This is a genomic window from Arthrobacter silvisoli, assembly GCF_003369445.1.
GTDB classification, from domain to species: Bacteria; Actinomycetota; Actinomycetes; order Actinomycetales; family Micrococcaceae; genus Arthrobacter; species Arthrobacter silvisoli.
The window spans coordinates 149,015-170,602 of record NZ_QRCU01000059.1; the positions used below are offsets into that span (position 1 = coordinate 149,015).

Annotated in this window: 20 protein-coding genes and 1 riboswitch; of the genes, 11 read left to right on the forward strand and 9 right to left on the reverse strand. The window is 68.9% G+C overall.

Annotated features, from left to right (window positions below; genetic code table 11):
- The first annotated feature begins 115 nt into the window (after positions 1 to 115).
- The 3 genes from DWV11_RS14075 to DWV11_RS14085 are packed head-to-tail and all read left to right on the forward strand — an operon-like array spanning position 116 to position 4,900.
- Positions 116 to 1,657 (forward strand): MDR family MFS transporter, encoded by a 1,542-nt coding sequence (locus tag DWV11_RS14075; protein WP_210725759.1) that lies wholly within the window; start codon positions 116 to 118, stop codon positions 1,655 to 1,657.
- Complete coding sequence (locus DWV11_RS14080; RefSeq protein WP_115789535.1) at positions 1,650 to 4,280, forward strand: PEP/pyruvate-binding domain-containing protein; 2,631 nt, start codon at positions 1,650 to 1,652, stop codon at positions 4,278 to 4,280. The genes DWV11_RS14075 and DWV11_RS14080 overlap by 8 nt, the downstream gene beginning before the upstream one ends.
- Positions 4,277 to 4,900, forward strand: a complete 624-nt coding sequence (locus DWV11_RS14085; RefSeq protein ID WP_115789536.1) for a TetR/AcrR family transcriptional regulator — start codon at positions 4,277 to 4,279, stop codon at positions 4,898 to 4,900. Before DWV11_RS14080 ends, DWV11_RS14085 begins: the two co-directional genes overlap by 4 nt.
- A gap of 23 nt (positions 4,901 to 4,923) precedes the next feature.
- Here the strand turns inward: DWV11_RS14085 and DWV11_RS14090 are convergent, their stop codons facing one another.
- Positions 4,924 to 5,433 carry a nucleoside deaminase gene (locus tag DWV11_RS14090; protein WP_115789537.1) on the reverse strand — a complete coding sequence of 170 codons (510 nt, stop codon included), beginning with the start codon at positions 5,431 to 5,433 and terminating at the stop codon, positions 4,924 to 4,926.
- Between the two features lie 24 nt (positions 5,434 to 5,457).
- Between DWV11_RS14090 and upp the strand changes: the two genes are divergently transcribed.
- From upp to DWV11_RS14105, 3 genes are all read left to right on the forward strand, one after another.
- The gene (upp, locus tag DWV11_RS14095; RefSeq protein WP_115789538.1) at positions 5,458 to 6,093 is read left to right on the forward strand and encodes a uracil phosphoribosyltransferase; all 636 of its coding nucleotides are present in this window, start codon (positions 5,458 to 5,460) and stop codon (positions 6,091 to 6,093) included.
- A 253-nt stretch (positions 6,094 to 6,346) separates the two neighbouring features.
- Positions 6,347 to 6,724 (forward strand): VOC family protein, encoded by a 378-nt coding sequence (locus DWV11_RS14100; RefSeq protein WP_115789539.1) that lies wholly within the window; start codon positions 6,347 to 6,349, stop codon positions 6,722 to 6,724.
- Between the two features lie 69 nt (positions 6,725 to 6,793).
- Positions 6,794 to 7,501: an HAD-IA family hydrolase gene (locus tag DWV11_RS14105; RefSeq protein ID WP_115789540.1), complete on the forward strand. Its 708-nt coding sequence runs from the start codon at positions 6,794 to 6,796 to the stop codon at positions 7,499 to 7,501.
- 37 nt (positions 7,502 to 7,538) lie between these two features.
- Here the strand turns inward: DWV11_RS14105 and DWV11_RS14110 are convergent, their stop codons facing one another.
- Together DWV11_RS14110 and DWV11_RS14115 are read right to left on the reverse strand one after the other, a co-directional pair.
- Positions 7,539 to 9,485 carry an ArnT family glycosyltransferase gene (locus DWV11_RS14110; RefSeq protein ID WP_115789541.1) on the reverse strand — a complete coding sequence of 649 codons (1,947 nt, stop codon included), beginning with the start codon at positions 9,483 to 9,485 and terminating at the stop codon, positions 7,539 to 7,541.
- Entirely contained in the window at positions 9,482 to 10,921 is a 1,440-nt protein-coding gene (locus DWV11_RS14115; RefSeq protein WP_115789542.1) for a glycosyltransferase, read from the reverse strand. Before DWV11_RS14115 ends, DWV11_RS14110 begins: the two co-directional genes overlap by 4 nt.
- Before the next feature lie 172 nt (positions 10,922 to 11,093).
- On the opposite strand from DWV11_RS14115, the gene DWV11_RS14120 reads away from it, so the two are divergent.
- Complete coding sequence (locus DWV11_RS14120) at positions 11,094 to 11,435, forward strand: DUF5655 domain-containing protein (RefSeq protein WP_136017911.1); 342 nt, start codon at positions 11,094 to 11,096, stop codon at positions 11,433 to 11,435.
- A gap of 16 nt (positions 11,436 to 11,451) precedes the next feature.
- On the opposite strand, the gene DWV11_RS14125 is transcribed toward DWV11_RS14120, so the two are convergent.
- The 3 genes from DWV11_RS14125 to DWV11_RS14135 form a co-directional block, all read right to left on the reverse strand.
- A complete protein-coding gene (locus DWV11_RS14125) occupies positions 11,452 to 12,159 on the reverse strand; it encodes an aggregation-promoting factor C-terminal-like domain-containing protein (protein WP_115789544.1) in 708 nt (235 codons plus the stop codon).
- 5 nt (positions 12,160 to 12,164) lie between these two features.
- Positions 12,165 to 12,337, reverse strand: a riboswitch (cyclic di-AMP (ydaO/yuaA leader).
- Positions 12,338 to 12,497: 160 nt separating this feature from the next.
- Positions 12,498 to 13,973, reverse strand: a complete 1,476-nt coding sequence (locus tag DWV11_RS14130) for a sensor histidine kinase (RefSeq protein WP_115789545.1) — start codon at positions 13,971 to 13,973, stop codon at positions 12,498 to 12,500.
- A gap of 8 nt (positions 13,974 to 13,981) precedes the next feature.
- Entirely contained in the window at positions 13,982 to 14,719 is a 738-nt protein-coding gene (locus DWV11_RS14135) for a response regulator transcription factor (protein ID WP_115789546.1), read from the reverse strand.
- Between the two features lie 281 nt (positions 14,720 to 15,000).
- On the opposite strand from DWV11_RS14135, the gene DWV11_RS14140 reads away from it, so the two are divergent.
- The 3 genes from DWV11_RS14140 to DWV11_RS14150 all read left to right on the forward strand — a co-directional run bounded on the left by DWV11_RS14140 (position 15,001) and on the right by DWV11_RS14150 (position 18,202).
- Positions 15,001 to 15,900, forward strand: a complete 900-nt coding sequence (locus DWV11_RS14140; protein ID WP_115789547.1) for a hypothetical protein — start codon at positions 15,001 to 15,003, stop codon at positions 15,898 to 15,900.
- Positions 15,901 to 16,588: 688 nt separating this feature from the next.
- Positions 16,589 to 17,458, forward strand: a complete 870-nt coding sequence (locus DWV11_RS14145) for a winged helix-turn-helix domain-containing protein (protein WP_115789548.1) — start codon at positions 16,589 to 16,591, stop codon at positions 17,456 to 17,458.
- A 216-nt stretch (positions 17,459 to 17,674) separates the two neighbouring features.
- The gene (locus DWV11_RS14150) at positions 17,675 to 18,202 is read left to right on the forward strand and encodes a SixA phosphatase family protein (protein WP_115789549.1); all 528 of its coding nucleotides are present in this window, start codon (positions 17,675 to 17,677) and stop codon (positions 18,200 to 18,202) included.
- On the opposite strand, the gene DWV11_RS14155 is transcribed toward DWV11_RS14150, so the two are convergent.
- Positions 18,171 to 18,923 carry a phosphatase PAP2 family protein gene (locus tag DWV11_RS14155; protein WP_115789550.1) on the reverse strand — a complete coding sequence of 251 codons (753 nt, stop codon included), beginning with the start codon at positions 18,921 to 18,923 and terminating at the stop codon, positions 18,171 to 18,173. The genes DWV11_RS14150 and DWV11_RS14155 overlap by 32 nt on opposite strands.
- Positions 18,924 to 18,998: 75 nt before the next feature.
- A complete protein-coding gene (locus tag DWV11_RS14160) occupies positions 18,999 to 19,925 on the reverse strand; it encodes a LysR family transcriptional regulator (RefSeq protein ID WP_115789606.1) in 927 nt (308 codons plus the stop codon).
- Between the two features lie 73 nt (positions 19,926 to 19,998).
- On the opposite strand from DWV11_RS14160, the gene DWV11_RS14165 reads away from it, so the two are divergent.
- Entirely contained in the window at positions 19,999 to 20,919 is a 921-nt protein-coding gene (locus DWV11_RS14165; protein ID WP_115789605.1) for an EamA family transporter, read from the forward strand.
- 44 nt (positions 20,920 to 20,963) lie between these two features.
- On the opposite strand, the gene DWV11_RS14170 is transcribed toward DWV11_RS14165, so the two are convergent.
- Positions 20,964 to 21,569 carry a hypothetical protein gene (locus DWV11_RS14170; RefSeq protein WP_115789551.1) on the reverse strand — a complete coding sequence of 202 codons (606 nt, stop codon included), beginning with the start codon at positions 21,567 to 21,569 and terminating at the stop codon, positions 20,964 to 20,966.
- Positions 21,570 to 21,588: the final 19 nt, after the last annotated feature.

The following is a 21,588-nucleotide window of genomic DNA, read 5'->3' on the forward strand; positions in this document are numbered from 1 at the left end:
ATCCGAACCGGGGCCCTGATCCGAACCGGGGCCTGATCCGAACCGGGGCCTGATCCGAACCGGGGCCCTGATCCGAACCGGGGCCCGGTCGCTGCATCGAGGCCAAGGACACGGCATGGACAGCACGCAGCACACCAGACCTCCGATGCCGCCCGCGCTCCGTACCGCCCTGCCCGGGCTGCTGCTGGTGATGTTCCTCGGCGCCCTGGACCAGACGATCATGGCCTCGGCGCTTCCCACGGTGGCCGGGGACCTCCATGGCCTGGACCAAATGTCCACCATCATCACCGGCTACCTCGTGGCTGCCACGGCTGCCATGCCCCTGACCGGGAAGCTGGGCGACGCCTACGGCAGGAAACGGGTCCTGCAGGCTTCCCTCATCTTGTTCACCCTCGGCGCCGGACTCTGCTCGCTGGCCCAGTCGGTGCCCGAACTGATCGCCTACCGGGCCGTCCAAGGCGCCGGCGGCGGTGGGCTGATGATCGCGGCACAGGCAGTGATCGGCGAACTCGTCAGCCCACGCGAACGCGGCAGGTTCCTTGGCATCATCGGCGCTGCCTTCATCCTGGCTGCCGTGGCGGGCCCGCTTGCCGGCGGTGCGGTGGTGGACCTGCTCTCCTGGCGCTGGATCTTCTACGCGTACCTTCCCGTGGGGTGTGCTGCCCTCGCGGTGGTCTCCCTGACCCTGCATCTGCCACCGGTGTCCAGGGAGCGGCGGGTGGACTACGGGGGAGCGGCCCTTCTCAGCCTGGCGATTGTGGCCGTCATCCTGCTGTGCAGCGGGGGCGCCCACAACGGACCGCAGTGGCTCGTGCCGGTGCTGGCCGCCGTCGCCTCCGCCGCCGTCGTGGGCTGGCTGGCCACGGCCCGGCGGGTCAAGGACCCGGTCATCCCGTTGGCGCTGTTCCGGGACCGGGCGTTTTCCATCCCCACTGCGGTCAGTTTCCTGATCGGCTTCGCCATGTTCGCCTCGGTGAGCTACCTGCCCGCCTTCCTGCAGGTGGGCATGGGCATGTCCGCCACGGCCTCGGGCGCCATGCTCGTCGCCCTCATGGCCGGCCTCCTGGTGACGACGACGGTGTCCGGCGCTTTGATCACCCGGACCGGCCGCTACAAGGCATACCCGGTGGCGGGGACCTTGCTGGCGGCCCTGGGGACCCTGCTCTTCAGCACCCTGGACGCCCGGAGCGGCCCGGCTCTGGTCACGGTGGCGATGGTGGTCCTGGGCCTCGGGATCGGACTGGTCATGCAGGTCATGGTGCTGGCGGTGCAGAATTCCGTGCAGCGGCGTGATCTCGGAACAGCGACCTCCACCGTCGCTTTCATGCGGCAGGTGGGTGCCTCCGTCGGTGTCGCGGTGATCGGCTCCCTCATCGCGGCCCGCTTTGCGCTCGCCGTACCCGGAGACGTGGCGGCAGCCCTGGGGAGCCGCATCAATTCCCTCACACCCAAAGCGCTGGAGGCATTGCCCGCCCAGGACCGTGCCGCCGTCGCCGAGGCCTTTGGCCGGGCGCTGCCGCCCGTCTTCGGCTATGCCGCACTGGTGCTGCTCGCGGCGTTCGTGGCCACCCTGTTCCTGCCCGAGCGCGAACTGCGCACCACCTCGTTTTCCGATGCCCCATCCGAACCGACTCTCCGGGAGCCCCGCAATGACTGAAAAACTGGTCGGCACCCTCGCCGAATTCGGTGCACGGGATCTCCCCGTGGCCGGCGGGAAGGGAGCGAACCTGGGCGAGCTGGTGCGGCACGGCTTCCCGGTTCCCGAAGGTTTCGTCGTCACGACGGCGGCGTACACCACGACCCTGCGCGATAGCGGGCTGGACGGGCGGCTGCAGGCACTCCTGCAGGATCCCGACGGCCAGGATCCCGACGGCCGAAATCCCGACGCCGGCGCCCTCCGGGAGCTGGTCAGCGCCGCCACGGTGCCGCCCGAAGTGAGGTCGTCGATTGCCGCAGCGTACGCCGCGCTGGGCGCGGGGCCCGTCGCCGTCCGGTCCAGCGCCACGGCGGAGGACCTGCCGGGCGCCGCGTTCGCGGGGCAGCAGGACACCTTCCTCAACGTCATCGGCGAGCGGGAGGTGCTGGACGCCGTCGTCCGCTGCTGGGCTTCCCTGTGGACCGACCGGGCCGTGGCCTACCGGCAGCGTCAGGGGATCGACCCGCGCACGGTGGCGATCGCCGTCGTGGTGCAAGAAATGGTGGAACCCCGCGCCGCGGGAGTCATGTTCACAGCCAACCCGGTCACGGGCGAGCGCGGCGAAATCGTGGTGGATGCGGGCGCGGGCCTGGGCGAGGCCGTGGTGTCGGGGCTGGTGACACCCGGGCACTACGTCCTGGACAGCAGGGGGCACACGCTGTCCTTCACGCCCGGCGGGAATGAAGTGATCGTCCGGGCCGTGGCGGGCGGCGGCACCGAGGAGGTGGTGCCAGCCGGACCATCGCGGGCGGACTCTCAGCCGGCGGACTCTCAGCTGACCGACCCTCAACTGACCGACCCTCAACTGACCGACGCCGAACTGGCGGAACTGGCGCGGCTGGCGCGGCGGGCCGAAGAACTCTTCGGCCGTCCGCAGGACATGGAATGGGCTGTTGCGGACGGCCGGATCCAGGTGCTGCAGTCGCGCCCCATGACGGGGCTGCCACCGCAGCCGCCGGCACTCAGCCGCTTCCAGCGCATGGTGGGGCCGTTCTTCGTGGAGATGTTCCAGCAGCGGCCCTACCCGTTGGACGTGTCGGGGTGGATGCAGCGCGGCATCTTCGCGATGCTCGGCCGGATGGCAGGCAGCGTAGGCGTCGTGTTCCCGTCGCTGCACCAGATCCTTCCGGAGGAGGACGGCGTGGTGCTCCAGCTCGTGCCCCCGGTGCCCAGGCCCACGCTGCGCACCCTCGCCGCGCCGGTCTCCGTTGCCCGGAGGGTGCGCCGCTTCAAGCCGGCCGAGTGGACCCGGGACCGCCGCTTCCCGGATTTCCTTGCCGAGGTGGAGCGGCTGCGTGGGAAGGATCCTTCCCGGCTCAGCTGGACAGGTGTACTCGGCCTGGCCAGGGACACCTTCACCGCGATGGAGAAGATCACGGACCTGCGGGTTTCCTACCTGCCGGGTTCGTTCGTCCCGCAGGCCAAGCTGCGGCTCATGCTCCTGCTGCTGGGGAAATCCCGGCTGGCCCCGGCCCTCGTCGCGGGGGCCGAAACCCGGACCAGCAAGGCCAACCGCGCCCTCGAAGACCTCGCCGCCCTCGTCAGGAGCGACGCCGTCCTTTCCACGGCTTTTGCCGGTTTCCACAATGGCGGCTCCCGGGACGGCGGCGCGGTGGCCCTCTTGGAGAGGGTGGAGCACGATCCGGCGTTCGGGCCCTTCCGCGCCGGGTTCCATGCGTTCCTGGCCGAGTTCGGCCATCGCGAGACCGTCAGTGTGGTGCTGAGCAGTGCGCCCACCTGGTCCGATGCGCCGGACGTTGTCCTTGGCCTGGTCAAGGCGTTGACCGGCGAACGGCCTCCCGCCGAGGACCAGACCGGTGCCGCGCTTGCGGAACTCAAACGGCATCCTGCCCTGCGGGCCGGCGCCGTGCGCCGCCTGGTCCTGGCCGCCGTCGACGAAGCCAAAACCGGCATGGCGTTCCGGGAAGACAGCCACTTCTACGCCACCATGGTGCTGCCGCTGCTCCGACGGGCACAACTGGAACTGGGCCGCAGGCTGTCGGACGCCGGCGTGCTGGACGCGCCCGGGGACGTGTATCACCTGCGCCTCGAAGAGCTGGAAGCGGTCACTGAAGTGCCCGACGGCGGTGCGCTGCCGGCGTGGGTGCGCGAACGGTACCGCCCGCTGGTGCTCGCCCGGGCCGCCAAGCGGCGCGAACTGGAGGGGATCCCGCTCCTCGACCCGGCCGTGCTGTTCGTCGATGGCCGGAAGGCGCAAGGAGCCCTGCCTGGAGCGCTGCTCAGGGGTACCGGCGCCAGCCGCGGCCAGGCCGCGGGAGCGGTGCGCGTGATCCACGGTCCGGAAGATTTCGGCAGCCTGCGCAGCGGGGAGATCCTGGTCTGCCCTTACACCAACCCCTCATGGACGCCGCTGTTCCAGCGCGCAGCGGCCGTGGTGGTGGACGCCGGTGGCCTCGGCTCGCACGCTGCGATAGTCGCCCGCGAATATGGGATACCGGCCGTCATGGGAACAGCCAAGGGCACCAAAGTCCTGCACGACGGCCAGAGGGTGCTGGTCGATGGGAGCCGGGGTGAGGTCAGGGCGGCCGCCGGCGCTCCGTCCGCGGCGGGGACGGCGTCATGACCCGGGCGCCGGGGACCGATCACCGCACGCTGCCCCGCCGCCGCGGCGCCGCCCTGAACAGTGCCATCTTTGCGGCCGTGCGCGCCGAAATCGCCGAATCCGGTTACGCCGGCCTGACCATGGAGCGGGTCGCCGAGCGCGCCCGCGCCAGCAAGGCCTCCCTCTACCGGCGCTGGCCCGGCCGGGCGGCACTGGTGCTGGACGCCGCCTATGACGCGATGCCGGATTACAGCTCAACCCCGGACACGGGAAGCCTGCGTGGTGACGTCCTGGCCCTCATGAGGCAGATCGTCCTCCTGCTGGACGGAGTGGTGGGCGAAGCCATGATCGGACTGTTGGGCGAATCCCTGCAGAACCCGGACGCGGCGGCGCAGATCAGGGAGTTCGGCCGGGGCAACATGGTACGGACGATGCGCGAGATCGTCGGCCGGGCCGTGGCGCGCGGCGAATGCGACGCAGGCCTCGTCACCGAACGGCGGCTGGAAGCCGGACCGGCGCTCCTGCGCCAGCGCGTCATCTTCTCGGGCCTGCCCGTCAGTGACGACTACCTCCAGGAGGTGGTGGACGACGTCGTCCTGCCGCTGTTCGGAGTCCGTCCCGAAGTTCAGCCGGAAGGGTGAGTCGCGCCCGCCTTGCGGTGCCGTTACCCCCGGTGCGCTGCGAAGAAGTCCCGCAGCAGCGCAGCGCACTCGGGCTCCCGGACCCCCGGATAGACCTCCACCCAGTGGTTGAGCCGGCGCTCGCGGAGGATGTCGAACACGGAGCCTGCGGCCCCGGCCTTCTCGTCCCAGGCTCCGAACACCACCCGCGGAATCCTGGCCAGCACGATCGCCCCGGCGCACATGGCGCACGGCTCCAGGGTGACCACCAGGGTGCAGTCTTCGAGGCGCCAGCCGTCCCCGCCTTCGCCGAGTTCCCGGGCATGGCGCTGCAGGGCTGCGGCCGCCTCGCGGATCGCCACGATCTCGGCATGCGCGGTGGGGTCCCCGTGCGCTTCGCGTTCGTTCCGTCCGGCACCCAGCACCCCGCCGTCGGGCCCTAGAACAACGGCGCCGATCGGCACATCGTCGGTGTCCAGCGCGCGGCGGGCTTCGTCCAGGGCAAGGCCCATCCATGCCGCGTGTTCGGCGTGATACGGCTCGGAGCTGCTCATGGCTTCAATGATAGTTTTGGACCCATGCGCACACTCGTCGTGGACCACCCGCTCGTTGCCCACAAGCTCACCGTACTGCGGGACAAGAACACCCCTTCACCGGTCTTCCGCCAGCTCACCGAAGAACTCGTCACCCTCCTGGCCTACGAGGCCACCCGCGAGGTCCGCACGGAGACCGTGGACATCGAAACGCCGGTCACCAAGACCACCGGCACGGCCTTCACCAAGCCCACGCCCCTGGTGGTACCGATCCTGCGCGCGGGCCTGGGCATGCTCGAGGGCATGACCAAGCTGGTCCCCACCGCCGAGGTCGGCTTCCTGGGAATGGCCCGCGACGAGGAAACCCTGGACATCATCACCTACGCCGAGCGCCTGCCCGAGGACCTCACCGGCCGGCAGATTTTCGTGCTCGACCCTATGCTCGCCACCGGGGGCACCCTGCGCGAGGCCATCAAGTTCCTTTTCAAGCGCGGCGCCTCGGATGTCACCTGCATCTGCCTGCTCGCCGCCCCGGAGGGCCTGGCCAAGCTGGAGGAAGAACTCTCCGAGGCCAACGTCAAGATCGTGCTGGCCTCGATCGACGAGAGGCTCAACGACAAGGCCTACATCGTTCCGGGCCTCGGCGACGCCGGCGACCGCCTCTACGGCGTGGCGGGCTAGGCAATACAACGACGACGGCGGCGGTCCACTCCGGTGGCCGCCGCTTCCTTTGTGCCGCAGCGGTCCCGGGTTCCCGGACGTTCCCTCCCGGTTGCTTTGCTGCCCGCTCGCGGCGCCCGCGAAGATCCGCGGATTTCGGGGGGCCGTGGGCCGGCAGGCCCGATGCAAGTGGGGAGGAGCGTCGCCCCCGTTGTAGCTCCCGCCCGCCGAAGCCCCCTATCGTTTCCACCCGGGCCCCACTAGCCTGTGGCGCATGGACTGGAAACTGGAACTCGTATTTGTCCCTGTGTCCGATGTGGACCGCGCCAAGGATTTCTACGTCAACAAGGTGGGCTTCAACGCCGACTTCGACGAACGACCCATGGACGGTCTCCGGTTCGTCCAGCTGACCCCGCCGGGTTCGGCCTGCTCCATCGCGATCGGCGAAGGCCTCAGCGACGCCCCTGCCGGTTCGGCCCCGAGCCTGCAGATCGTGGTCAGCGACATCCAGGCCGCCCACGACCAGCTCAAGGAAAACGGCGTGGACGTCAGCGACATCGACATCCAGCCTTGGGGTCACTTCGTGTACTTCGCCGACCCGGACGGCAACAAGTGGGCCGTGCAGTACATCCCGCACCGGCCAAACGGCTGACGCCCGGGCAGCCTCGACACATACGGCCTCCCGCTTGGGCGCGCGTGCCCGGGCAGGCAGGATGGATGCATGAGCCTGCCCGCCTCCACCGGAACCAACACCGCCGGCACCATCGCTGACGCGACAACGTTCACCGTCCGTGCCGTCCTCTTCGACATGGATGGCACCATCGTGGATTCGACGGCGGTCGTGGAACAGGTGTGGGGCGAGTTCGCCGCCCGCTACGGACTGGACTACGCGGACATCCTGCGCACCTCACATGGCGTGCAGGCCCGCGACACCGTGACCCGCTACGCGCCGGCCGGGGCGGACATCGACGCGCTCACCGACGAACTCGGCGAGATGGAACGCACCCGGACCGACGGCGTCGTGGCCCTGCCCGGTGCCGAGGCCTTCCTGCGTGCCCTGCCGGCGGACGCCGTCGCCCTCGTCACGTCCGCGGACCGGGGGCTCGCAGAGATCCGCATGCGGGCGGCCGGCCTGGACATGCCCGCGACGGCGGTCACCGCCGAGTCCGTGACGCGCGGCAAGCCGGACCCGGAAGGCTACCTCGCGGCGGCCGCCCTGCTCGGCGCGGACCCCTCCGACGTGGTGGTCTTCGAAGACGCCCCGGCCGGGATCGCCGCGGCCCGGGCCGCCGGCATGCGCACTGTGGTGGTGGGCGACGGCGGGGGCCGGGCCACGGAAGGACTCGTACGCATCCCGGACTACGCCGCGGCGTCGGCCGCCGTCACCCTGGACGACAACGGCCGCCTCCTGATCGAAATCAGCCTCTAGGACCCTCTGCCGGCTCGCGTCCGGTCCGGCGGCCGGCCTACTTCCTCAGCTTGTATACGGTGGAGTTGCCCACGGTCTCGGCCGGGAAGTTCGCGGCCACCCAGGTGGCCACGTCGGAGCTTCCGCCGCCGAAACCGCCCATGCCGCCGGTAATGAAGTAACTGACTTCGCCGTTGGCCACCATCTGCTGGAATTGCGCCAGGGTGGGGTAGGGATCGTTGCCGTTCCAGCCGCCGAGCGCGATCACGCTCGTGCCGGAGGCGAGCTCAAGGTTCGCGGCCTGCGTGGCGCCCGATACTGCCGCGGACCACTTCGTGGTGGTGGCGGAAAGCAGGGCGGACAGCTCGCTGCTGCTTCCGGCATCAGGGGAGCCGCCGGGAGCACCTCCCAAGGCGCCCGCGCCGCCGTCGCGGTTTCCGAAGCCGCCCAGCGCGGCGGAGGCGGGGCCCGACGTCGGGATGGAACCAGAGTGCGGCACCGCGGCGGTGGCGATCGTCCAAGCAGCCGTGCCCAGCCCGCCTGCCAGCAAGGAGGCCACCACGGCGGCGGCGGCCGCCGCTTTCCGGAAGCGGCCGGCAATCAGGTCCACCCGCAGGAGCAGTGCCGCTGTGGCGAGCACGCCGAGGAACACCACAAGGACGCGCAGCCATGGCAGCCACGAGGGATCGCGGGCAAGCAGCAGGGCGGCCCAGATCGAGGAGGCGAGGACGGCGGCGGCGAGTACCGCCCGGGCCGGCCAGTGCGCCCGGCCGCGCCACAGTTCCACACCGCCGATGCCCACCAGGGCTGCAATCGCCGGAGCCAGCGCCACCGCGTAGTACGGGTGCACGATCCCGCTCATGAAGCTGAAGATGCCCGCGGTGACCAGCAGCCAGCCGCCCCACAACAGGAGCGCGGCGCGGGTGCGGGAGGTGCGGGCCTCGCGGCGGGTGAACCACAGGCCGGCGGCCAGCAGGAGCAGGGCGGCCGGAAGGAGCCAGGACACCTCGGCGCCGAAGCTGGTGCCGAACATGCGCAGCAGGCCGGCCGCGCCGCCGAAGCCGGCGTTGCCGCCGCCCGGACCCCCGCCTGCGCCGCCTATGCCACCCCCGCCGGGCATGCCTTCGCCCGAACCGGTGATGCGGCCCAGGCCGTTGTAGCCGAAAGTCAGCTCCAGGAAACTGTTGGTCTCCGAGCCCGCCATGTACGGCCGTGCCGAGGCAGGCGTCAGCTGGAAGAGCGCGATGTAGCTGCCGGCCACCACCAGGATGCCGCCCAGCGCGCCGAGCAGGTGCAGCAGCCGGCGGCGCAGCGTGGTGGGCGCTGCCCACAGGTAGGCCAGACCCAGGCCGGGCACCACCAGGAAACCCTGCAACATCTTCGTCAGGAACGCCAGGCCGATCACCGCGCCCGCGGCCGCGAGCCACCTCCAACCGGCGCGTTCGATGGCGCGGGTGGTGAAGTACGCTGCCAGGACCAGGCATAGGGTGAGCATGGCGTCCGGGTTGTTGAAGCGGAACATCAGCGCCGCCACCGGGGTGAGGGCCAGCGCGCCGCCGGCCAGCAGGCCTGCCGCCGGACCGGACACGCGCTTCACCGCCAGGTACAGGACCCCGACGGCGGCCACGCCCATGAGCGCCTGCGGCACCAGCATGCTCAGCGGCGAGAAGCCGAACACCCGGCCCACGAGGGCTGGGATCCAGAGGGAGGCCGGCGGCTTGTCCACCGTGATGGCGTTGCCGGCGTCGAGCGAACCGAAGAGCATCGCAGTCCAGTCCTTGGTGCCCGCCTGCACGGCTGCGGCATAGAAGGAGTTCGCGTAGCCGGTGGCCGCCAGGTTCCACAGGTACAGCACCGCTGTGGCCAGCAGCAGCCCGACGGCGGAGGGCCGCACCCACCGGGGCTGGCCGCCGAAAGCGATGCGGGACCAGTGGGTCTTCGTCCGGTGCGCCCCCCGGTGGGTGATGGTGTCCGCCGGGCTGGCGGGGGTCACGGTGGAGGTCATCGTGCTGCCGTTTCTGTTTCGACGGGACGGGAGCCTGCGGACCCGGATGCGGCACGGCCTGGCGTGGGAGGCGTCGGGGCCGGGATGGCCGGGGCCGGGAGGTTTCGTGGCTGCCGGAACACCCACAGCCGGAACAACAGGAAGCGCAGGACCGTGGCGGCGAGGTTCGCCGCCACCACGGTGAGGACTTCCACCCAGCGTTCGGGCGCCGTCGGGCCGTGATGCACCAGGGTGAGTGCACCTGAAGTCAGCCCGAGCCCGATGCCGAACACCAGGAGCCCCTCGAAATGGTGCCGCACGGCGCCGCCGCCCTGGATGCCGAAGGTGAAGCGCCGGTTGGCGCCGGTGTTGGCGATCGCGGTCACCAGCAAGGCCAGGAAGTTGGCCAGCTGCGGATCCATGAAGCCGCGGCAGAACAGGAAGAGGGCCAGGTAGGCCAAGGTGGACGCCGCGCCGATCGCACCGAACCGCACCAACTGCCCGAAGAGCTTGTTGCGCGGGTTCTTCTCGGCCGCGCGGTCGGAGGCAGGCAGCGGACCGCGGGCGAGGGCGGCGCGGAGTTCCGGCACCGGGATGCGGCCGCTGAGCAGGTCGCGGCTCAGGCGGGCCATGCCGCGGAGGTCGGCCAGGGCGGTGCGGACCACGTCCACGCTGGAATCGGGATCGTCGATCCAGTCCACGGGCACCTCGTGGACGCGCAGCCCGCAGCGTTCGGCCAGAACCAGCAGTTCGGTGTCGAAGAACCACTCCTTGTCCAAGGTGTGGGGGAGGACCCGCTGCGCCACGTCGGCCCGGATGGCCTTGAAACCGCACTGGGCGTCGCTGAAACGGGCACCCATGAGCGACTGCAGCATCAGGTTGTAGCTGCGCGAGATGAACTCCCGCTTGGGTCCGCGGACCACCCGGGAGTTGCGGGTCAGCCGGGTGCCGATGGCCAGATCGGAGTGTCCCGAGATCAGCGGCGCCAGGAGCGGCGCCAAGGCGGCGAGGTCCGTGGAGAGGTCCACGTCCATGTAGGCCAGGACAGGTGCCGGGGAGGCCAGCCAGACTTTCCGCAGCGCGTTGCCGCGGCCCTTTTCATCGAGGTGTACGGCGACCACTTCGGGGAGTTCCCGGCCCAGGCGCTCGGCGATCTTCAGGGTGGCGTCCGTGCTGGCGTTGTCCGCAATGGTGATCCGGAAAGGATGCGGGAACCCGGCCCGCAGGTGGCTGTGGAGCCGGCGCACGCACTCTTCGAGGTCGCACTCCTCGTTGAAGACGGGGATGGTGACGTCGAGGACGGCGGTGCCGGAGCGGGTGTCCACGGGAGCGTGCCGGAGCAGGTTCCCTGCGCCGGGCCGGGCATCTGTGTGGACGGACTGGAAGGAGCTGCCGCGGGCCCCCGATGGTGGGGCCGCGCGTTCTGCGCTTGCTGTTGAAGAGTCTGTGAGTGCCATGGATCCACACTGACCGCGCGGGATTTGCGTGCTTTAGGCGCAAGCTGTGCTGGGGCTGTGGATGCAGATCCACTAGCTGTGGATGCGAAAACGGCCCGTCCCCCGGAAGGGACGGGCCGTTGCTGTGGAGCCCGTAGTGGCGTCCAGTGAAGCCCACACTTATGCTGGCGAAATGGCCCGTAGCGCAAGAGAACGAATCGAAGGTGACCCGGTCTCATCGAGCATTTACGGCGCGCTCATGGATCAAGTCCTTGCCCTGGAAGGCTGCGAACTTCAGGAGAAGGCGTCATCCTTCCACGTGGCGCACGGGCGCGCATTCCTCGGGATCCATCCCCGCCGGGGCGGGATCCTGGTCAACATAGTTCTCGGGAGGGAGCTCACGTCCAACCGTGTGCACCGGGCGGAGCGTGTATCTGCCAACCGGTGGCACAACGAAGTTATCGTCACGGAGCCTTCTGGGATCGATGCCGAGCTACTGGGTTGGATCCGCGAGGGGTACGCGCTCACGGCCTGACGCCGCGAGATCCGGCTCAGTACCAGTTGTTGGCGTAGTGGAAGGACAGCGCTGCCGACGGCGAGCCGTAGCGTTCCTTGATGTACTTCAGGCCCCAGCGGATCTGGGTTTTGTAGTTGGTTTGCCAGTCCGCGCCCTCGGTGGCCATCTTGTCGCCGGGCAGGGACTGCACGATGCCGTAGGCGCCGCTGGAGGCGTTGACGGCGGTGGTGGTCCAGTCCGATTCCTTGGTCCACAGGATCCGCAGCGAGTCCATCTCGCCCGGACCCCAGCCGAAGGAGGAGAGCAGGCTGGCAGCGTAGGCCTGGGCACCGGCGGGGTCGTTCACCGCAACAGGCTTCGCCGGAACGGCAGGCTTGGCCGGGGCCACCTTGGCCGACTGTGCGGTCACAGGGGCCGGCTTCACGGCCGGTTTGGCCGGCGTGGACGGCTTAGCGGCAGGCTTGGAAGCGGCGGCCGACGGCGTCATGCTCGGAGTAGCGGTTGCGCTGGCTTCCGGGGCGGACACGGAGGTCCGGGCAGCGTCGATTGCCTGGTTGCTTCCTTGGCCGGCGACCTGTCCGGCAGCGCCGGCACCCACGGCCAGGGCGAGAACGCCGGCCGTGACGGCGAGGCGCTGGCTGGTGCTGCGCAGGCCCGCAGCTTTCTTCAAAACGGTGCGCGGGGCAGAAACTTCCCCGCGGCGGCGCCCATGCAGGCGCGACTGATCCTTGGCAGGAGACATGGTGGTTTACCTCTCAACGCCTGCGGAGTTAGCTGTCGGGTTCGGATGAGGTCATCCGGCCGCACCAGCGGAGATTCTGGTTCTGCGGCTTCACCCCAAGGACCGGTTCGTGAACGCGAAGCGGCCCGGAGACTCTGGGTCCCCCGTCTCTGCCTGCGTGTTGGGGCGCCGGGGAGTGGCAGAGCTCGGCGTCTGCCCGGCGGTGGTCCGGAATATCCGGAGCACCCTTTCGACGGTACAGGAGCCCGCCGTGAAAGTCACATTTAGGTAACGGACATCACGACGGCGGTGAGTCGCCTTGCGCGGGCGCGCTCCGACGTCGCGCGTTGGGCCTCTTCTCAGGGAAGGGGCAGCCGCACGACGAATTCAGTGCGTCCCGGGCGCGAGCTGACCTCCACCGAACCACCGTGCGCCTGCACGATCGACTCGACGATCGACAGGCCAAGTCCCGAGCTGCCCTCGGTGCCGGTGCGCGCCGCGTCGGCCCGGGCGAAGCGGGAGAAAATCCGGTCTTGGAACTCCGGCGGGATGCCGGCGCCGTCGTCGGTCACGGTGATCACGGCGTTTCCGTCGGCCGAGCGCATCACCCCGGTGGTGACGGTTGTGCCGTCCTCGGTGTGCTTGCGGGCGTTGGAAAGCAGGTTGGCCAGGACCTGGTGGAGCTGGGTGGGGTCGCCGCGGACCGTGAGGGGCTCGCCAGGGAGTTCCAGCTGCCAAATGTGCCCGGGGGCCATGACTTTCTCGTCGCTGACGGTTTCGACCACCAGCTGGGTGAGGTCCACATGGCCGAATTCCGTCGGCTTGCCTTCGTCCAGGCGGGCCAGCAGCAGGAGGTCCTCCACGAGCGCCGTCATGCGTTCGGACTGGCTCTGCACCCGGCCCAGGGACTTGCGGCCGTCCTCGCTGAAGTTCTCGGTCATGCGCAGCAATTCGGTGTAGCCGCGGATCGCCGTCAGCGGGGTGCGCAGCTCATGCGAGGCGTCGGCGACGAACTGGCGCACCTTCGTTTCGCTCCGCTGGCGAGCCTCCAAGGCGTTGGAGACGTTGTCCAACATGAGGTTCAGGGCGTGGCCTACGCTGCCCACCTCGGTGCCGGGGTGCGCGGCGGTCTTCGGGACGCGCACCGCCAGGGCCACCTCGCCGGCGTCGAGCGGAAGCCGCGAAACCTTGGTGGCCACCTCGGACAGCTGCTCCAACGGGCGCATCGTGCGACGGATCATCACGGTGCCCGCAAGCCCGATCAGCCCGAGTCCGCCCAGGGACACCAACACCATGGTCCACACCAGCGACGCCTCCGTGCCCTGCTTTGCGGCGAGCGGAAGCCCGGTGACGATGATGTCGCCGTACGGCGTTTCGCTTGCCACGAGGCGGTAGTCGCCGTTGGACAGGCTCCGGTCCACGTGCGCGCCGTTCCCGGGCAGATCCAGCAGTACTTGTTCGTCGGCCTCCGAGAGATCGGCGCGGACACCGTCGGCGTTGATGAATCCCGCGCTGCTGACCGTGGAACCGAAGATCCGGGCGTTGATGGTTCCGGCCCCCTGGCCCCGCGCCTCAAGCGGGTCCGGGCGTCCGATGGGTGCTCCCGACGGCGGCCTGCCGAACTCGGTTGCCCGGTGCGCCGCCTGCGTGAGCTGTTCGTCCAGCTGGCGGGTCAGGAAGAGGTCCATGGAGGCGTAGCTGACAAGGCCGATGGCGCCGCAGATCGCCACGAGCAGGCCCATGGAGACGAGGATCAACCGGGTGCGAAGATGCCAGGTGGCAGGGTTCAGCCAGTACCGGCCTGCCCGCCGGGGTGCTCCCGAAAGTTTGGACATGCCTGCCCCTACCCGGCGGGCTTGATGACGTATCCGGCGCCGCGCACGGTATGGATCATCGGCGGGTGCTCGGCGTCGATCTTCTTGCGCAGGTAGGAAATGTACAGTTCCACGATGTTGGCCTGCCCGCCGAAGTCGTAGTCCCAGACGCGGTCCAGGATCTGTGCCTTGCTGATGACCCGGCGCGGGTTCTCCATGAGGTAGCGCAGGAGTTCGAACTGGGTGGTGGTGAGGGCGATGTCCTGGCCGGCGCGGGTCACCTCGCGGGTGTCGACGTTCAGGGTGAGGTCGCCCACCACAAGTTCCGCGGTGTCCATGGCGGCCACGCCGGAACGCTGCACCAGGCGGTGCAGGCGCAGGAGGACTTCCTCCATGCTGAACGGCTTGGTGACGTAGTCGTCCCCGCCCGCGGCCAGCCCGGTGATGCGGTCCTTGACGTCGTCCTTGGCGGTGAGGAAAAGCGCAGGGACTTCCGGCGCGAACGCGCGGATCCTGCCCAGCAGCTCCACGCCGTCGAACCCTGGCAGCATGACATCGAGCACCAGCACGTCCGGGCGGAAGTCCTTGGCCAGCTTGACCGCGGCCGGGCCGTCACCGGCGATCTCGACCGACCAGCCGGCCATACGCAGGCCCATGCTCATCAGCTCGGCGAGACTCGGTTCGTCGTCAACCACGAGGGCACGGATGGGGGAGCCGTCCGGGTGGCTGAGCTGCGGAAGGTTGTTGGTGGAGTGCGAGGATGCCATGGAACAAGCCTCCGATCCGGCCGTTTGACGCGCCTTTGCGCTTCCTGTGAGCGCCCTGTGAGTGCTAAGCCTAGTTCGCGAGGGCCCCGAACTGGGCGAAGCGAAGTTTGGGGCCGAACTAGGCGCTAGTCCCCACCGCCTCCCTAACCTCCGCTGCGCTCCGGCCAGGGAACCCGTGCTCACAGGAGGGGCTTCCGTGCGACACAGCCCCTGCACAGCAACGCGGCCGAGTCTGGGTGGGACAAAACGATCCCATCCCACGATTCGGAGAAGACCAGACCATGGAACGACAGGAACCTCCCGCAGCCCACGGCCCCGTGGGACCGGCCATCGGCGCCCAGGACCCGGAAAACCGGCAGACGTCCCAGCCGGTCCAGCCAGGACAGTACCCGACGGCGGCCCAGCCCTCTGCCGGCTGGGGTGCACCCCCGCAACAGACCCAGCCGTCTTTCGGTTGGGGTGCCCCGCCGTCGGGCCAGCCGACCGCCGACTGGGGTGCCGCTCCCGCCCGGAACGCAGGGCCAAACGCACCGGGCAGCGGCATCGCTGGCAAGTGGACCCTGAAGAAGGGGCTCATTGCAGGAGGCGTGGCTGTCTTCGTTGCTGGAGCAACCGCCGCCGGGATCTATGCCGCCGGCAACGCGACGGCGGCTGACACCGGAACTCAGGGCCCCGGCGGCATGGCCGGGCAGAACGATATGTCGGCCCAGGGCGGGCCGGGCGGCTTCGGCATGAACGGCGGCGGTTTTGCACCGGACGGCCTGGGCCTGGGTGCCGGCGGACTCGGCGCCGCCGTCCATTCCGAATACGTGATCCTGAGGAACGGGAAGTACGTGAACATGGGTTCGCAGACCGGCACGGTCTCCCAGGTTTCGGCGGACTCCGTCACGGTAAGGAGCGAGGACGGGTTCACCCGCAGCTACAGCCTCGGCAGCGACCTCGTGGTGTCGCAGGGGATAGGTCGCGGGATGAACCAGGGGAGGAGCACCCTAAGCATTTCGGACGTGCAAAGCGGCGCCGTCGTACGCATCACCGCGCTGCAGGAATCCGGAAGCTACACGGCCGAAACCATCCAGCTGCTCACGGCAATATCCAGCGGCCAGGATTCGGGCACCGGTGTTCCCGGCTCGGGATCCGGGCCGGGTGCTTCGGATCCGGGCACAGGCTCCGCCAGTAACTGATGCCGTCGTAGGAGGACTGCGGGCTGCCCGGATGCTGCCCGCAGGATCCTCACGGTGCACCTGCACGGGGTTCCAGGGAGGCCTTCCTGAGGTGTTCCGGAGGGTCCGCCCGGACCCCAGGGAACCCTCCAGTCACACCTGCCGAGGCGCTTCCGAGCCTTTTAGCAGACGATTCAGGGAAAATTTTCCGTCGGCGGTTGTATCCCGATTGGACAAGAGTTGTTTCATATCTTGAGATTCAGGTATTCCGGGAGATTTCGCGCCAAGATTCCAAAACAGCCACTCGTGGCGAAGGATGTTCGATTATTTCGCCTCAGACTTGGATTGTGACGAAGCCAGGTCGGTCACATTTGGACATTCTGGAATTGTGATCTGGCGCACAATAGTCCTTTGCGTCTCAGGATGTGGACGGATCTGCGCTTTGTTACTTGCAAGTTCCCTTTATTACGTTGCACACTTCAAATGTGAACAAGAACTCAACAGCACCTGCAGCCGCAGCAATCGGGACCAGCGCACCCGCTGGCATCGCGATGAGCTGTTGTCGAATGTACGCCTAACTTCCGACCCCCAAGAAGTTTCAGGCATTCGTCCCTTGCCCAGCGTCGGGCGCCTTCCCCAACTCATTGCGGGGACCGTATAAGCATTCGAAGCCGCGATGACGGCCATTCACATTGAGGTAAGTACTCCTATGTCAGTTGCATCCGGATACGTCCACATCTCCGTCCGAAACGCCAACAAGGCGGCGTCCAACGCCGGCCTGCGTCCTGGCTTGGGCGGCCGCCCCGGGTACGCCCAGCCCGGCCCCGCAGGTGCGGGCCAGGCCCCGGGCTACGTTCCCCAGGGCTACAACCCCAACTCCTATGGGCAACTCCGGGCAGTTCCCGCCAACGAGGCCGCTCCCATGACCGCACCTACCCCGGTCCTGGCACCGACCGAGCGTGCCATCCGCCCCGTCCCCGGCGATAACGTTGCCCGTGGCTTCGTGCTCTACATGGGCATTGACGAGGACACCGCCGCAGCCGCGGGTACTTCCATCGCCAAGCTGGCCCAGGAAATCCGCGCCTACGCCCAATCCCTCGTGACCGGCGCCGAGAGCTACGCCGCCGTTGCGGTTGCCCCGGCGAGCGCCCCTGGCTCCGCCCTCGACGTCGTCCGCTCCACCTTCGGCGATCCCACCGTCGGCAACCGCCAGCGTTCCGAAGCCGTCCGCCCGCAGCCGCAGCAGGAAGCCCGCCCCTCCGGCGTGCTGATCGACCTCGCCCGCCGCGAAGTGCACCTCGACGGCGAATCCCTGAACCTGACGTTCAAGGAGTTCGAGCTCCTGAACTACCTGGTGGAAAACGGCACCCGCACCGTGGGCCGGGACGAACTCCTCGAAGGTCTGTGGCGCAACGCCGAGGAAGTGCCGAACGAGCGCACCATCGACGTCCACATCCGCCGCCTCCGCTCCAAGCTGGGCCGCCTCGCCAACACTGTCCGCACGGTCCGTGGCCAGGGCTACCGCTTCTACGAGCACCCCGAAGTCATCGTCTGGGCCGCTCCGGAATACTCGATCTAGTCTTTGCAACCCTCGACGGCGCCCGTTCCCTTGCTGGGGCGGGCGCTTTCGCTTTCGCGGCATTTCGCCGTGCCTTAGACACCTCCTTCGTTCCTCAGTCGGCGATGCGGCACTACGCGAAACACCGCTTTCGCTGCAGCGCCCTCTCTTGGGGGCGGGAGCCGTCGCGCGTTCTGGGCAAGAGAGCATGTGTCTCCGCGGCTATAAAGTTGGGGCATGAGCGAGCACCACATCAAGCGGCTGGTCATCATGCGCCATGCCAAGTCCGACTGGCCCATGGGTGTCGACGACCATGACCGGCCTCTGGCGGAACGCGGGCACCGGGAGGCTCCCTTGGCCGGTAAATGGCTCCTGAAGCACGGGGTGGTTCCGGACTTCATCCTGTGTTCCTCTGCCCTGCGGACCCGCCAGACCTGTACCTGGGTGTGCAACGAGCTCGGCGAGAAGGCCCCGACGCCGAAGCTTGAGGGCGGTCTCTATGCCGCCCCAGCGCTGCGGATGCTCAGCATCATCAACCACGTGCCGGATACGGTCGGCACGCTGATGGTCTTCGCGCACATGCCGGGCGTCCAGGACCTTGCCATGCACTTGGCCTCCCGCGACTCGGACCATGAGGCCTACATGGACGCCGCCAGCCATTACCCCACCAGCGCCTTGACGGTCCTGGAATTGGAGAAGCCTTGGGCCGAGCTGGACGGGCAGGACGCCCGCCTCACGCATTTCGCCGTGCCCCGTCCGAAATAGCCCGTTCCGAAATAGCCCGTGCAGGTCCGCGCCGCACCGCGTCAGCGAATACCACGACGGCGGTCACGGCCAGTCCCAGCCCGATCGACGCCAGTACGTCGCTCATCCAGTGGTAGCCGAGGTAGATGCGGCTGAAGGCCACCAGGAGCGTCCCGGCGAGTGCAGCGGCCGGGGCGAGCACCGCCGTCGAACGCCGGCCTGAACGCGACGCCAGAAGATACGCGAGGACGAACAGGAACACCGCGATGCCCGCGGTGTGGCCTGACGGGAAGGACAGGGCGTCATCGGGGCCGAGGAGGAAATCCCGGGCCGGCGGGCGGGGCCGGTCCACCCATTCCTTCACCACTGCGGTGACCACCACGGTGAAGCCCATGGCGCACAGCAGCAGGGCGGGGCGCCACAGTTCGCGGCGGCGGACCCACCACGCCACACAGAATCCCACGCAGATCACGGACATCGCCAGGGGCGACGTCGCCGCGGAAACGGCACCGAACAGGGCAGTGAGGACCGGGCCGCGGATTCCCAGGAGGAAGTCGTGGGCCGGGCCGTCGAGCAGTACGAGGCCTGAGGTGGTCTGCACCTGGGAGTACAGGGTCCAGAACAGGGCATCACCGGCCAACAGGAGGCCGGCCGCCCAGAAAAACAGGGTCCGCTGGGAGGAGCGTGGCGCGGGCGGCGGCGCGGAAAATTGCCGGGCGCGTTCCCGGAGGGCAAGGTGCATGTTCCGATGATCCCCGCCCGAACTGCGCGAAAACGGGGAGCTTGCTGGAAGCCGGCTGGGTCCGCCCTGGTCCGCCTACGCCTCGTCCAACTCCGCGGCTGCTTCCCGAAGCAGGCCCACGACGTGCCGGATGCTCGGGCTCGACCGCATCGTCTTGCGGTAGACGATGCCCACTTCCCGCTGCTGCCGCGGATTTTCCACCGGCACGGCCACCACGCCAGCGGGAAGCTCCGGCCTGCCGAGCCGCGGGACGAGCGCCACGGCCACGCCCTGCCGGACCATGGCGATGTGGGTGGAGAAATCGGGGTCGTACATGCGGATGTCCGGTACCTGGCCGAGGCCCGCGAAGATCGCCAGCAGCGCTTCGTTGCAGATGGCGTTGGACGGCGTGCTGATCCAGGACTCGCCCAGCAGATCGGATGCCTCGACGGCGGACCGCCCTGCCAGGGGGTGCACGGAGTTGAGCAGCACGTCCGCGGTGTCGGTGCACAGCTCTTCGTGGACCATGTTCCCGGGGATGAGCAGCGGCACGGAGTTCCAGTTGTGGACCACCCCGAGATCCGCTTCGCCGGAGGCCACGCGCTGCACGGCTTCGCGCGGGTCCTCGGCCAGGACGCGGATGTCCAGCCCGGGCTCGCTGTCGTCCGCCGTCGTGCGGCCGAGCTTCCCAAGCACCGGTCCCACCAGCCCCCGGCAGGCCGTGGAGAATGCCACGAGCCGCAGCACGCCGCTGGGCTTGGCGGGATCGGCCAGGAGCGTGGTCTGCAGTTCCTCCAGTTCGCCGAGGATGCGGCGTCCATGCTCCGCGAGGGCCATGCCGCGATCCGTCAGGAGCACTCCGCGGCCGTGGCGCTCGAGAACGGACACGCCGCTCTGCTTCTCGAGCTTCTTGATCTGCTGGGACACGGCGGACGGGCTGAAGCCCATGATGTCCGCTGCGGCGATCACCGAGCCGTGCTGTTCAACTGCGACCAGGGCACGCAGCGCTGCCATCTCAATCATGAAGCAACGGTACATGATTTCATGAAGAATTCAACGCTGGTGCTTCATGGTCCTGGAGTGCCACAGTTGGATCGTGAACCTGCGCCACTCCGCCCTTGCCGTCCTGGTCGCCGTCCTTTGGGGACTCAACTTCGTCGCGATCGATTTCGGCCTGCACCCCTCCGACGGCCATGGTGGCACTGCCGCTGTCCCGCCGCTGCTGTTCGTGGCCATCCGCTTCGTCCTGGTGGTCTTCCCCTGCATCTTCTTCATCCCCAAGCCGGACGTCGGCTGGAAGGCGATCGCCGGCGTCGGGCTCTTCATGAGCGCGGGGCAGTTCGGGCTGCTCTACCTGGGCATGGCACTGGGCATGCCCGCAGGGCTGGCGTCGCTCGTCCTCCAGGCGCAGGTGCTCCTGACAGTGTTGCTTGCCGCCCGGATCCTCGGCGAAAAACCCGGGAAGCGGCAGCTGGCCGGGGTGGTGCTCGGCGTGGCCGGACTCGCCGTGGTGGCCGTCGGCCGGAGCCTCGTCGCGCCGGTGGTGCCCCTCATGATTGTTCTCGCCGCGGCACTGTCCTGGGCGATCGGGAATGTGATCGTGCGCAAGGCCAAGGCAGCCTCGGGGCTGGGCCTTGTGGTGTGGTCCGGGGCGGTGGTGCCCCTGCCGCTTGCGGCACTGTCCCTGCTGGTCGACGGGCCCGACGCCGTCGTCGGCACCCTCACGCAGCTGCAGCCGGCCACCATCCTCAGCGCCCTCTACACGGCGGTCTTCGCCTCGCTGCTCGGCTACGGAATCTGGAACCGCCTGCTCAGCCTGTACCCGGGCTCGGCGGTCGTGCCATTCACGCTGCTCGTGCCCGTGGTCGGGATGACCGCGGCGTGGCTTCTCCTCGGGGAGATCCCGACGCCGGCCGAACTGGCGGGCGGACTGATCCTCCTGGCCGGCGTGGCGGTGGCAGTGCTGCAACGGCGGCAGGCATCGCCCCTGAAGATTCCCCAACTGACCCGCACCTAACGTCGTATTGAGGGCTCAAACGACACAAGTGCGAGCTACTTGGGTCAGCGGCGGCGGGCCGGAGAGTTTTGCCGGTTCCCCTTGGCGGGCGCCTTGGGCTGGGACGCAGCTCCCGACGTCGGCCGCTTGGCAGGTGTCGGCGGCACCTTGGCGGCGGGCCGCCGCCGGGCCGCCGGCGCCGGGCGCCGGGCAGTGCTTGAAGCCGGCCGACCAGCAGGACGCGGTGCGGGCTTGCGCCTTGCAGGGCGTGCCGGGGCGGTCCGGCGGCCAGGCCACACTGCCCCGACGAAGAGTACGAGCAGGGACGCGCCGCCGGCGGCGAGAGAGAGGTAGAAGTAGCTGTCCGAGTCCTTGCTGCTGACCGCACTGCCCAGGGAGTTCTCGCTCAGGGTGAAGGCCAGGCCCCACATGCGCAGGAAGGCGATACCGAAGGCGATGAACAGCGTGCACCCGACAAAGGCCACGGCCAGGACCAGGTAGCGGCGCCGGGCGAGCACCTGGGTGAGGGAAGCCAGGTAACCCAGCAGCACGGCGCCGAAGAACATGAACAGCACCCACTCTTCGAGGGTGATCGCCGCCAGGACCAGCAAGGCCCCGGCCACCACCGCGGAAATGACCGCGAGCTTTCCACTGTTCCCCATACGACGCATGGATCCATCATCCCCGAGC

Excerpts from the sequence above, each read along its gene's own strand:
- DWV11_RS14075 (WP_210725759.1), top strand. The coding sequence starts at position 116 with ATGGACAGCACGCAGCACACCAGACCTCCGATGCCGCCCGCGCTCCGT.
- DWV11_RS14080 (WP_115789535.1), top strand. The coding sequence starts at position 1,650 with ATGACTGAAAAACTGGTCGGCACCCTCGCCGAATTCGGTGCACGGGAT.
- DWV11_RS14085 (WP_115789536.1), top strand. The coding sequence starts at position 4,277 with ATGACCCGGGCGCCGGGGACCGATCACCGCACGCTGCCCCGCCGCCGC.
- DWV11_RS14090 (WP_115789537.1), bottom strand. The coding sequence starts at position 5,433 with ATGAGCAGCTCCGAGCCGTATCACGCCGAACACGCGGCATGGATGGGC.
- upp (WP_115789538.1), top strand. The coding sequence starts at position 5,458 with ATGCGCACACTCGTCGTGGACCACCCGCTCGTTGCCCACAAGCTCACC.
- DWV11_RS14100 (WP_115789539.1), top strand. The coding sequence starts at position 6,347 with ATGGACTGGAAACTGGAACTCGTATTTGTCCCTGTGTCCGATGTGGAC.
- DWV11_RS14105 (WP_115789540.1), top strand. The coding sequence starts at position 6,794 with ATGAGCCTGCCCGCCTCCACCGGAACCAACACCGCCGGCACCATCGCT.
- DWV11_RS14110 (WP_115789541.1), bottom strand. The coding sequence starts at position 9,485 with ATGACCTCCACCGTGACCCCCGCCAGCCCGGCGGACACCATCACCCAC.
- DWV11_RS14115 (WP_115789542.1), bottom strand. The coding sequence starts at position 10,921 with ATGGCACTCACAGACTCTTCAACAGCAAGCGCAGAACGCGCGGCCCCA.
- DWV11_RS14120 (WP_136017911.1), top strand. The coding sequence starts at position 11,094 with ATGGCCCGTAGCGCAAGAGAACGAATCGAAGGTGACCCGGTCTCATCG.
- DWV11_RS14125 (WP_115789544.1), bottom strand. The coding sequence starts at position 12,159 with ATGTCTCCTGCCAAGGATCAGTCGCGCCTGCATGGGCGCCGCCGCGGG.
- DWV11_RS14130 (WP_115789545.1), bottom strand. The coding sequence starts at position 13,973 with ATGTCCAAACTTTCGGGAGCACCCCGGCGGGCAGGCCGGTACTGGCTG.
- DWV11_RS14135 (WP_115789546.1), bottom strand. The coding sequence starts at position 14,719 with ATGGCATCCTCGCACTCCACCAACAACCTTCCGCAGCTCAGCCACCCG.
- DWV11_RS14140 (WP_115789547.1), top strand. The coding sequence starts at position 15,001 with ATGGAACGACAGGAACCTCCCGCAGCCCACGGCCCCGTGGGACCGGCC.
- DWV11_RS14145 (WP_115789548.1), top strand. The coding sequence starts at position 16,589 with ATGTCAGTTGCATCCGGATACGTCCACATCTCCGTCCGAAACGCCAAC.
- DWV11_RS14150 (WP_115789549.1), top strand. The coding sequence starts at position 17,675 with ATGAGCGAGCACCACATCAAGCGGCTGGTCATCATGCGCCATGCCAAG.
- DWV11_RS14155 (WP_115789550.1), bottom strand. The coding sequence starts at position 18,923 with ATGCACCTTGCCCTCCGGGAACGCGCCCGGCAATTTTCCGCGCCGCCG.
- DWV11_RS14160 (WP_115789606.1), bottom strand. The coding sequence starts at position 19,925 with ATGATTGAGATGGCAGCGCTGCGTGCCCTGGTCGCAGTTGAACAGCAC.
- DWV11_RS14170 (WP_115789551.1), bottom strand. The coding sequence starts at position 21,569 with ATGCGTCGTATGGGGAACAGTGGAAAGCTCGCGGTCATTTCCGCGGTG.